At 42.4% G+C, this 9,837-nt stretch carries 10 protein-coding genes and 3 pseudogenes; 5 read left to right on the top strand and 8 right to left on the bottom strand.

The window, feature by feature from the left end:
* Window positions 1–211: 211 nt before the first annotated feature.
* Window positions 212–952 (top strand): annotated as a pseudogene (locus IM456_RS03690) (ISAs1 family transposase).
* Between the two features lie 311 nt (window positions 953–1,263).
* Here IM456_RS03690 and IM456_RS03685 read toward each other — a convergent pair.
* From IM456_RS03685 to IM456_RS03660, 7 genes and pseudogenes are all read right to left on the bottom strand, one after another.
* A complete protein-coding gene (locus IM456_RS03685; RefSeq protein ID WP_149985790.1) occupies window positions 1,264–2,178 on the bottom strand; it encodes an Npun_R2821/Npun_R2822 family protein in 915 nt (304 codons plus the stop codon).
* A gap of 381 nt (window positions 2,179–2,559) precedes the next feature.
* Complete coding sequence (locus IM456_RS03680; protein ID WP_149985789.1) at window positions 2,560–3,555, bottom strand: glycosyltransferase; 996 nt, start codon at window positions 3,553–3,555, stop codon at window positions 2,560–2,562.
* Between the two features lie 44 nt (window positions 3,556–3,599).
* Window positions 3,600–4,244, bottom strand: a pseudogene (locus tag IM456_RS03675) (IS30 family transposase); the annotation flags it as partial.
* Window positions 4,231–4,581: pseudogene (locus IM456_RS23210) on the bottom strand (IS1634 family transposase N-terminal domain-related protein); the annotation flags it as partial. The pseudogenes IM456_RS23210 and IM456_RS03675, both read right to left, overlap by 14 nt.
* A 114-nt stretch (window positions 4,582–4,695) precedes the next feature.
* Window positions 4,696–4,902, bottom strand: a complete 207-nt coding sequence (locus IM456_RS03670; RefSeq protein ID WP_374756710.1) for a transposase — start codon at window positions 4,900–4,902, stop codon at window positions 4,696–4,698.
* A gap of 117 nt (window positions 4,903–5,019) precedes the next feature.
* A complete protein-coding gene (locus IM456_RS03665) occupies window positions 5,020–5,310 on the bottom strand; it encodes a DUF3288 family protein (RefSeq protein ID WP_046662919.1) in 291 nt (96 codons plus the stop codon).
* A gap of 2 nt (window positions 5,311–5,312) precedes the next feature.
* A complete protein-coding gene (locus IM456_RS03660) occupies window positions 5,313–5,990 on the bottom strand; it encodes a coiled-coil domain-containing protein (protein WP_149985788.1) in 678 nt (225 codons plus the stop codon).
* A 299-nt stretch (window positions 5,991–6,289) separates the two neighbouring features.
* Here IM456_RS03660 and IM456_RS03655 point away from each other — a divergent pair, with 299 nt between their 5' ends.
* Window positions 6,290–6,502: a hypothetical protein gene (locus IM456_RS03655; RefSeq protein ID WP_149985787.1), complete on the top strand. Its 213-nt coding sequence runs from the start codon at window positions 6,290–6,292 to the stop codon at window positions 6,500–6,502.
* Here IM456_RS03655 and IM456_RS03650 read toward each other — a convergent pair.
* The gene (locus tag IM456_RS03650) at window positions 6,492–6,725 is read right to left on the bottom strand and encodes a hypothetical protein (RefSeq protein ID WP_253881048.1); all 234 of its coding nucleotides are present in this window, start codon (window positions 6,723–6,725) and stop codon (window positions 6,492–6,494) included. The genes IM456_RS03655 and IM456_RS03650 overlap by 11 nt on opposite strands.
* Before the next feature lie 136 nt (window positions 6,726–6,861).
* On the opposite strand from IM456_RS03650, the gene trpC reads away from it, so the two are divergent.
* From trpC to IM456_RS03635, 3 genes are all read left to right on the top strand, one after another.
* Window positions 6,862–7,752 (top strand): indole-3-glycerol phosphate synthase TrpC, encoded by an 891-nt coding sequence (gene trpC / locus IM456_RS03645; protein WP_149985786.1) that lies wholly within the window; start codon window positions 6,862–6,864, stop codon window positions 7,750–7,752.
* 256 nt (window positions 7,753–8,008) lie between these two features.
* Entirely contained in the window at window positions 8,009–9,163 is a 1,155-nt protein-coding gene (locus IM456_RS03640) for a pyridoxal-phosphate-dependent aminotransferase family protein (protein ID WP_079209944.1), read from the top strand.
* Between the two features lie 122 nt (window positions 9,164–9,285).
* Window positions 9,286–9,699 (top strand): hypothetical protein, encoded by a 414-nt coding sequence (locus tag IM456_RS03635; protein ID WP_149985785.1) that lies wholly within the window; start codon window positions 9,286–9,288, stop codon window positions 9,697–9,699.
* Window positions 9,700–9,837 lie beyond the last annotated feature (138 nt).

The raw sequence follows: 9,837 nt of genomic DNA, 5'->3' as shown, positions 1-9,837 counted from the left end.
TCTCGGCTGGTGAGAGAGAGTCTATCTTTCTCTAAAAAAATGGAGAATCACGTTGGGGAGCCCTTTGGTATTTTATCCATGACTACAATGCACAGCAAAGCAAAGGATTAAGCCGCCATCACTACTACCGAATCACCACCAACACACTGTCGTTTGTACTTCGAGGCGAGCGCTCTGTTCAAACCCTCATTCTGTAAAGCTTCTGGGGTTGGTGATCGCACTTTTTGTGAGAAATACGGGAGTAAGCGCTTGGAGTAGCGAACATGGGTTAGTCTTAGCCCAAGAAAAAGTCGATAGTAAATCCAATGAAATTACCGCCGTGCCGCTCCTGCTGCAATTGCTCAATCTCAAGGGAGCGATAGTCACCTTGGATGCCATGGGAACCCAGACTGAAATTGCCCAACAAATCAAGTCCGGGGGAGGAGATTACGTCTTAGCCCTCAAAGGCAATCAGGGCAAGCTCTTTCCACAAGTAGAAGACTGGTTTGACCAAGCTATAGCCGGGGATTGGCAAGGGATTGAATACAGCTACCAAGAAAAGGTGGAGTCGGGGCATCACCGGCTCTAAACCCGTCAAATTTGGGTAGTGCCAGTGTCTCAATTACCTCCCCTGCATCGGCAGAGTCTGTGGCCTGGCTTAACCACTGTGGTCATGGTTCGCAGTGTCCGCCGCTTGTGGAATAAAGTCACCACGGAAGTTCGCTTCTTCCTCAGTAGTTTGGCAGAGGAGGCCCAAAAACACGCCAGTGTAATTCGCGGACATTGGAGTATCGAAAATAGCCTACACTGGTTACTTGATGTCACTTTTAAGGAAGATGCCAGTCGGATTTGTCTGGGCTATGGGGCGGAAAACCTAGGTCTGTTGCGCCGCCTCAGTGTAAATTTGCTAAAGCGAGAGCCTTCCAAGAAGAGCCGGTCGATGAAACGCGCTTACGGCAAGCATGAACAATGATTTCATGGTGAAAATCTTAGCCGCCAGTGCCTTTGACAGAGAGAGGAGGTAGATGTTAATCCTGTAGTTGATGAGGAGTTTTGGCAATTTAAGGAACTGAGTAGATAAGGTCAGTTCGGGGTTTGTTAGGCCATAATGACTGGCAAAACCAGAGATTCTGGAGCCTTGTGCAGGTCAAAGCCTGAGTTGGCCATCGAATTTTAGACCTAACTCCTCGGAATTTGAGAACTCTATCAACATGCGATTACCCTGCCCTTTACCACTGTATATCGAGGAGATTTCCTCGACCAACACTTTGTTAACAAAATCTTTTATTCGAGGTGTCCTTGGATTTTATCTAATAATCTCTGAAACCGATTTTTTGGTTTGCTTGCTGGCGGATCTGCGGGGGGATTAGGATCATCTAGATAACGATAATATTTCCAGATATCCCAGTAGGGACATCCCGGTTCAATACGAATTCCTGCCCAATGTAAATATTTTAAGGGCTGATTTAATCTCGGATCGATTAAGATATTCCCCTGACGTTGAAAATGAGAACTTCCCCCCCAATTTCCCGCTTGACAACCCGGGGCGCAGACAATATTAAATCGATTGGGAACTCGTTTGAGAATGGTATAATTAATAATCGGTTGATCGGAGGTTTTTTGAGAAAAATCAAAATATTCTGGATGAGCGGCACATTCTTGAAAAGCACTATATAATTCCTGTTCTGAGAACAGATTCTTTTTACTAGCCCAAAAACCACCGTTAAACATTCCAGTTAGCTCTTTTTCTGTGAAGATTCCTTGTTCTAAAACAATCGGATTAAAGACGTTAGTAATCCCTTTTTTGTGTTGGTAATCACAGCAGAGAAAATCGTAGGTATCGAGGAAATTTAGATTATCTATTATTTTTTCAAAAACTACGATATCAGTATCGATATAAAGAAATTGATCTAATTCTCCAAACCAACACACCTGCTTGCGAAATTGATTGGGACGAGCAAAGAATTTTTCTCCAAAAATATCATAGATTTTCTGTGCTAATTCTTCCACTAATTGCAGATCGGGATAGAGAATAACGCCATATTTTTCTGCCAATAAATCGGCAATTTTTTGATAATTATTGTCGTAGGGAATCAAGATGACGGGAGAATCGGGATCGTACAAACGAATACTATTCATTAATGCGATCGCCTGATCGATAACTCGATCGTTAGCGGTAATGTAAATTCCTCGCTTCATAAATATCCTGGGGGTAAGAGTGAGAAATAATTATATAGCAGTTGTCTTAATGGTGAAGTACAAAGTTTTCCTTTTGGGGAGTCGGTCGTCAGCTTTTTTCTGCCGATATTCCTGTTCACTGATAAATGATAAGTAGTTGGACAAAAGTAAAGTTAACTGTAGGGTAAGGAGTCAGGAGTCAGGAGTCAGGAGTCAGGAGTCGGTCGTCAGTAAGAATTGCGGCAATTTACATTTCTTAAGATAGACAACAGAATTTATGTCCGACTACTTAACTGATATGAGATGTCTGGAAAGGATCATAGCCGATCGGTCTTTCTCTGTCAATCTTAAGGCTGATGCATTTCATTTTTGAATTGGCGAATAATTAAGGAAAGATCACTGCTACTTAAACAGTTTTTTCTTAAGTTTAGCTAGGGAACTCTGCACCCATAATTTTTTAAGTCGCAGGGGTTCTAAACCTTCTATATCAGCCGGATAGCGTTTTTTAATATCAAAGAAATCATTAATTTCTCTTAAAATTGTTTCAAAACGTGGTAGTAATTTTTCGGGATGATAATCATCGAGAAAATTAGCAGGTAAAGAATTAACGGGAAAATTACGGGCATAATTAAGAATACGTCCCAGATCGTATTGAGTGGAATAAGCCCCGATTTTTTGACAATTGAAACCGGGATCGAGATAATCGGCTAAGGCACTATTAACGCTAGAAAATACCGTACAACCACAGGCTAAAGCTTCCAGGGGCGGTAAGCCAAAACCCTCCGTTAAACCGTTTACAGCCCAATATTCAGCCGAATCGTAGAGATAAACTCGACTGCGATTGAATAATCCCACTAAATCTTCCACATAGCTATCTAAAACCTTAACGCAACAGTGGGGACGGAGGGCGGGAACTAGACGATTGAGAAGATACTTTGAGGATTTGCGCCCCTGTACTAGGACATCGATATCTCTTTCTAAGCCTAAATTGAGAAATTCTGAGCCAATTTGATTAGGAAGATAGTAAATTAAAGCATTAGGAGCCTTTTCTCCCCAATAACCCATAGTATTACGGCTAACGGCGATAATTGGTATTTGGGAGGGTAAACGGAAGCCGTAACCTGTACTATGGGCATGATAAATGATATTATGCGATCGCAATCTTTGCACCAGTTTAGGAACATCAAAACCCCAGCTAACCACAAAAATACTGTCATCCGAGCTTATTTTCGCGAGTATATCCTCTAAAAAAGGATAATTTAACTCTTTTTGACGATAAGTCACAATCTGGGCGGTACAAATTTGACTAGCCAAATTGACAGTTTTCATTTCTGCCCACAGTCCACCCCCACCAAAGGGAGAAGTAGTACCTGGCAAGAGAAAATAGAGGTTTCTCATCAGGATAATAGAAGGCCGATTCAAGTCTGAATTGCATCACTGCCTCATCTATCTTCATAGAATACCTCATTCGGGGTACGATAGTCAAGACATTTTCGAGGACGATTGTTAATTAAGTTTACGGCTCTTTCTACCTCCTCTGGCTTAAGGATTTTAAAATTCGTTCCCTTGGGGAAAAAATTGTCTTAATAGTCCATTAGTATGCTCGTTTAATCCCCTCTCCCAAGAATGATAAGGAGTAGCAAAATAAAAATCTGCTCCTAGTTTCTGACTCAACTCTTGATGTCCACAAAATTCTTTGCCGTTGTCACAAGGGTCGGTTTTTCTTTTGTCAGGGGGAATCTCTTGGAAAAGTTTTTCGGTGACAAGGGTTGATTTCCGATGCGGTTTTGTTCTTGGCCAATCCTGCTACTAAAAATTTCGAGGCTTTGTCCATATATGTAACGAGAACTCCTAGATGATTGACTCCAATCATCGTGTCACTTTCCCAATGACCGATTTCGGTTTTCTGGTCAGCGATTGCTGGTCGGTTTTCGATTCCTACACGCCCCAGAATCGCTCCACGCTTACTTTTCGCTCCGCTTCGACTCTTTCTTTTTCCTCGTCCAGCCGCGTAGGTATTCTTGATACTCTCCACAGTCTCGATAGTTCTGATAGATCATTTGATAGATGGTTTCGTGACTGAGAGATGATAATTCTTGCCACAATCATCGCCACCACTAAGTTTCTGATTCGAGAGGATTTTTCACTGATTATTCTATCTAAACCTAATTTTTTAATCGTCTCTAAAATAGCCATCACATGACCATGAGGAAGACTTCTAATCACTTCAAAATGATCGGGAATGCCTTCAGTCATTGAAACTTTTGCCCCTTTAAGAGCTAGTTTTAGATTGTCGATAATATCATCGGGTAATTTTGAGAGGTTGGCAAGGGTTCTTTTTTTGACTTGATCTCCTTCTCGATAGGAATCTGGTCGAAGAACAGCGGGAGGGGAATTACGGTTAGGAACTTTTTCTATATACATGGCTATCATTCTAGCAAATCGAGAGAATTCTTTTCCATTAATAAATGTTACAAATTACATGGGTACATTAAGAAAAGTTAATGGGTGTATCCATTGATGGATAAAGGTTTTCGGCTATTGTAGTAGATATGTATGGGGAAAGTTCAGATGTACTGTCCCGTAAGGCGGGTAGTCATGGGGCAACCACCGCCACGCGCATCCCGTACAGAGGGCGTAAAATAGGGCGTTGATGACACCGAGCATATCTACACTTCGGGGGCGACCCCCTTCTTTGGCCGGTGGAATGAGAGGGAGGAGTAATTCGGCTTGCGCTCGTGTCAGGTCGACCGGATAGGCTTTTATGTTGTCATCTTCAGGACCGGAGAAATATCTAGATCTCTACACTACCCCTAGTGGTCTCCTGACTTTTCAAACATCCTCTAAGATAACTGCTGCAATTTAACTCCAATCCTGTTGCTCCTCGCTTTGGCGAATTTGATACACTTGTCCGTGACTGTGCAGTTGTCGAGTTTTTGCCCATAAACTGGCTTCATCTAACTGCCATTTTTCTAGGATTAAATCTAAATCTCTTTGGATTTCTCTTGCCCCCGGAAAGTTTTGATAACGTATGCGTAAACGAGCGCATTCAGCTAAGTTTAAATCATTGGGTTCTGATTGCAGCAGCTGATCAACAATCGGGCGATCGAGTCTTTCCTGTGGATGTTGTTGTTCTTGATTTTTACTAGCCATAATTAATCGAACCAACCGATATCGGAATCCGTTAACTCTGTGGGGGTAGGATTGGGGGCAATATAACGGGCTAAAGTGGCCATTTCAAAGTTATAAAGACTGGGTTTCTTAGGCAATAGTTTGGTAATTGCTGACGATTCAGGGGTGGGGGTGGGACTATTTTCTAGGGTTTTAATTTGATTATATAATTTTTCAATTAACTGTTTTTTCTCCGTCAGTTCTGTTTCTGTCTTACTTAATTGACTCGATAATTTTTCAATTAACTGTTTTTTCTCCGTCAGTTCTGTTTCTGTCTTACTTAATTGACTCGATAATTTTTCAATTAACTGTTTTTTCTCCGTCAGTTCTGTTTCTGTCTTACTTAATTGACTCGATAATTGTGCCACCAAAGTAGTTTTTTCCGAGAGGACAGATTCTAACTGCTCGGTCTGTTGTTGTAACTGCTGTAAACTGACAGAGAGTTCCAGATGTTCTTTAAGTTCTTCTTCCAGAGAAATAACTTTTTCTTGGAGAGTTTGCTGATTTTTCTCGGTTTTTTCTAATTCTGCCGTCAAGTCGTTAATTTTTGCCTGTAAGGTGGCGTTAGTTTCCTTCGGACGTTTGGGAGAAGGAGAGGGTTGGGATTCTACCTCTTTATTAGCTTCTGTACGGATGAGATCGTTTAAATTACCTTTGGTCATAAGCTCTGCAAATAGGATATTACGATAGAGTCGGATACTGTCAAGAAATCTGTTGGTTTGGGTAATCGATAATTATTCGCCCGATATACAAGCTTGATTACGCTGGGGAATTGTTCCATAGGTTTTATTGTATAGCTTGAGGTCGATCGATCCCTGTCCATTTAAGGAATGAGAACAAATACCTAAATCTCAGTTTTGCCAGTAAGATTCTAAATTTTTCTGTAGTTAATGATACGGAATACTAAATTTGTGTCAGACTAAAGGTAGAAGTTGATCGCACCTGTGGCAAGGATAAATTTATGAATATTGAAGAAAAAGCACGTCTTAATTTAACCCAAGAACGACAAGCAGAAGGAATGCTCGCAGAAAATGTCTTAACTCGTACAGAGGAGCTTTTAGGGGAAGGGGAGGCAGGAACTGCAAAAGCGCGGGTTTTATTAACTGAAAATCGTCAAGAAGACGAAAAACTCCAAGATAAGATTTTAGAACGTTCGATCGAAGCTATGCAATAGCCTTGAGGAGATTGGTGAAGACTGGGAATATCCACACAAGTCTAGATAAATAGGGTCTGCTGAATAAATCTAAAAACCTTGTTGGATAAGACTTTTGGACTTTTTTCCCCTCAAAAAGTGCCAGCCATTGCGGGGATCGGGGGGAAAATTCCTGGACTTTTTCCCTGAAAATTAGGTAGTTGACCACCTGAAAATCGATAAAACCCCACACCCCACACCCCACACCCTGCCACCACCGAAAAGCTTTTTCAGCAAACCCTAAATATCTGTAGAGACGTGGTTGACTGCGTCTCTATTTCAATTACTGATAACTAATCACTGTTAAACTAATCACTGTTCACGCTCTGGACAGTGAAAAAATGCAGATCCGAAGAAAACACCCCAATCCTGCCGTCAAAGTTGAGAGTTTGAGTTATGTGGTGAAAGTGCCGGAGGCACAACCGCAAAATATTTTAGAAGAAATCGTTTGGCATAAGGAGATAGAAGTCGATAAATTGCGCGAACGGTTGCCTTTATTGGAATTACGCCAAAAAATAGCCAATACTGCGCCACCTTGCGACTTTTTAGCCGCCTTAAAACAGGGTAAAACCCAACCCGCTTTGATTGCCGAAGTGAAAAAAGCTTCCCCTAGCAAGGGAGTTATCCGGGAAGATTTTGATCCTGTAGCGATCGCCCGTACCTATGAACAGGGTGGGGCCACTTGTTTATCGGTTTTAACCGATAGTAAATTTTTTCAAGGTAGTTACGAAAATCTTAGCCTCGTCCGGCAAGCGGTATCTTTACCCCTACTATGCAAGGAATTTATCCTTTATCCCTATCAAATCTACTACGCTCGCTCTAAAGGAGCCGATGCTGTCCTTTTAATTGCCGCTATTTTAAGCGATCAAGACCTAGCATATTTTGTCAAAATTGTCAAGGGTTTAGGGATGACAGCTTTGGTAGAGGTGCATAGTCTGGCTGAATTCGATCGAGTGTTAGCCATTGAGGGAATCGAACTAATCGGCATTAATAACCGCAATTTAGAGACATTTACAGTCGATTTAGATAATACTCGCCAATTACTAGAAGCCAGGGGCGAACAGGTGCGAGAAAAAGGTATTCTGATCGTCAGCGAATCGGGATTACACACAGCTGCAGATCTGGCGAAAGTGAAGCAAGCGGGAGCAAATGCGGTTCTAATTGGCGAATCTTTGGTAAAACTGCCCGATGCTGCCGTCGGTATCCAGAAACTCTTTGAAAATCGGGAATAGGAGTTAGGAAGTGGGGAAGTGGGGAAGTGGGGAAGTGGGGAATTGGGGAAGCTGTCTCATCACCCTATCACCCCAAAACCCTATCACCCTATCTCCTGAATCCTGATTCCCGACTCCTGAATACTGACTCCTGACAAGGCTATCTGCCGGGATATAATCAGAGTTTGCCGAATCTTAAATCATCCCCTCAGAATTGATGCGATCGAGATTTGGTTTTTTATCTTTTTGAATATGGCCCAACGAGAGAGGACGAACCATGGAAAATAAAAATATGTTGATGATTCCCGGCCCGACACCAGTGCCGGAAGCGGTGTTATTGGCTATGGCTAAAGCACCTATAGGTCATCGGACGGGTGCTTTTAGCAAGGTAATCGCCGAATTAACCGAAAATCTTAAATGGTTGCATCAAACCAGTGGCGATGTTTTAATGCTAACTGCTTCGGGAACCGGTGCCATGGAAGCGGGAATTATTAATTTTCTCAGCCCCGGCGATCGAGTTTTGGTGGGGGATAATGGTAAATTTGGGGAACGTTGGGGGAAAGTGGCGAAAGCATACGGCTTAAATGTGGATGTCATTAAGGCAGAATGGGGTAAACCCCTAGATCCAGAGGCATTTACCGCTAAACTGACCGAAGACAAGGAAAAAGCCATCAAAGCGGTAATTATCACCCATTCGGAAACTTCCACCGGGGTTCTCAATGACTTGGAAAGCATTAACAAAGCGGTAAAAGACCACGGGGAAGCTTTAATTATCGTCGATGCCGTCACCAGTTTAGGAGCTTATCATATTCCCATCGATGAATGGGGTTTAGATGTGGTCGGTTCTGGTTCCCAGAAAGGTTATATGATTCCTCCCGGTTTAGGTTTTGTTTCCGTAAGTCAAAAAGCTTGGAAAGCCTACGAAACCGCCAAACTGCCCCGTTTTTATCTAGATTTGGGCAAATACAAAAAAGCCACCGATGAGGATAGTTCCCCCTTTACCCCTCCAGTTAACCTGATGTACGGTTTACAAGCTTCTCTGCAAATGATGAGAAGGGAGGGATTAGCGGCAATTTTCGCCCGTCACCAACGCTTAACGAAGATGACGCGGGCCGGTATGCGCGCCCTGGATTTGCCCCTCTACGCGGCGGATTCTTGGGCTTCCACGGCGATTACTGCGGTGGCCCCCACTCTGGTGGATGCGGAAAAAATTCGTTCGACTCTCAATAAAAAGTTCGACATCGCTGTGGCTGGTGGTCAGGATCACCTCAAGGGTAAAATCTTCCGTATCGGTCATTTAGGTTTTGCTAGTGAGAGGGATATCCTCACGGTTATCGCTGCCATTGAAGCGACTTTAATCGAGTTAGGTGTCGAAGGTGTCACCCCTGGCGCCGGTGTGGCTGCGGCTGCCTCGGTGATGGTGCAGGGTTAATCTTGGGTTGGCTTTTCCCCTTCTCCCCAAAGAGGGGGATTTTTGGCGGAAGATATATCCTGTATATGTAAATTCGCTATAATCCAGCCAAAGTAATAGTCAACTCTTGTGGGTTTTATGTTATGTCTGCAAAACAAAATTTTGTGTTTGTATTTATTTGGGTGATTAACCTTTTGTTAGCGTTTAAGTTATATTCCGAGCAAGCATCTGTAGTTTTTTTAGCTGTCTTAGTCTTGACAACTTTCTTGCTGATTCTAACTTTGAAAGCTAATTCTAGTAAGGAAAAGAGAGTTAATTCTGACGAGAAAAGTGAGCAAAAAAATGCGAAGCAGGATAGTATAGATTGGCATTCTATATTAGTATTTTTCGCTATTTTTATCAATAACGTTGTTTTATTCTGGAAACTATTTTCCTCTCCGGAACCCCAAGCGGGGATACTGATCACGATCGCAATTATGGCAGCATTACTTTTATTAACCCTGGGACTTGATAACTTAGGGTTCCAAAATAAGTTTCCTTTTGTCAAAGTTAAATAGGGTTTGCTGAATAAATCTAAAAACCTTGTTGGGTAAGACTTTTAGACCTTTTGTCAATCAAAAAGTACCGGATATGGGAGTGATCAGGGGGAAAATTCCGGGACTTTTTCCCTGAAAATTAGGTAGTTGACCACCTGA

This window comes from Microcystis sp. M079S1 (assembly GCF_020246425.1).
GTDB classification, from domain to species: Bacteria; Cyanobacteriota; Cyanobacteriia; order Cyanobacteriales; family Microcystaceae; genus Microcystis; species Microcystis aeruginosa.
This window is presented reverse-complemented; position numbering and strand designations above follow the sequence as displayed.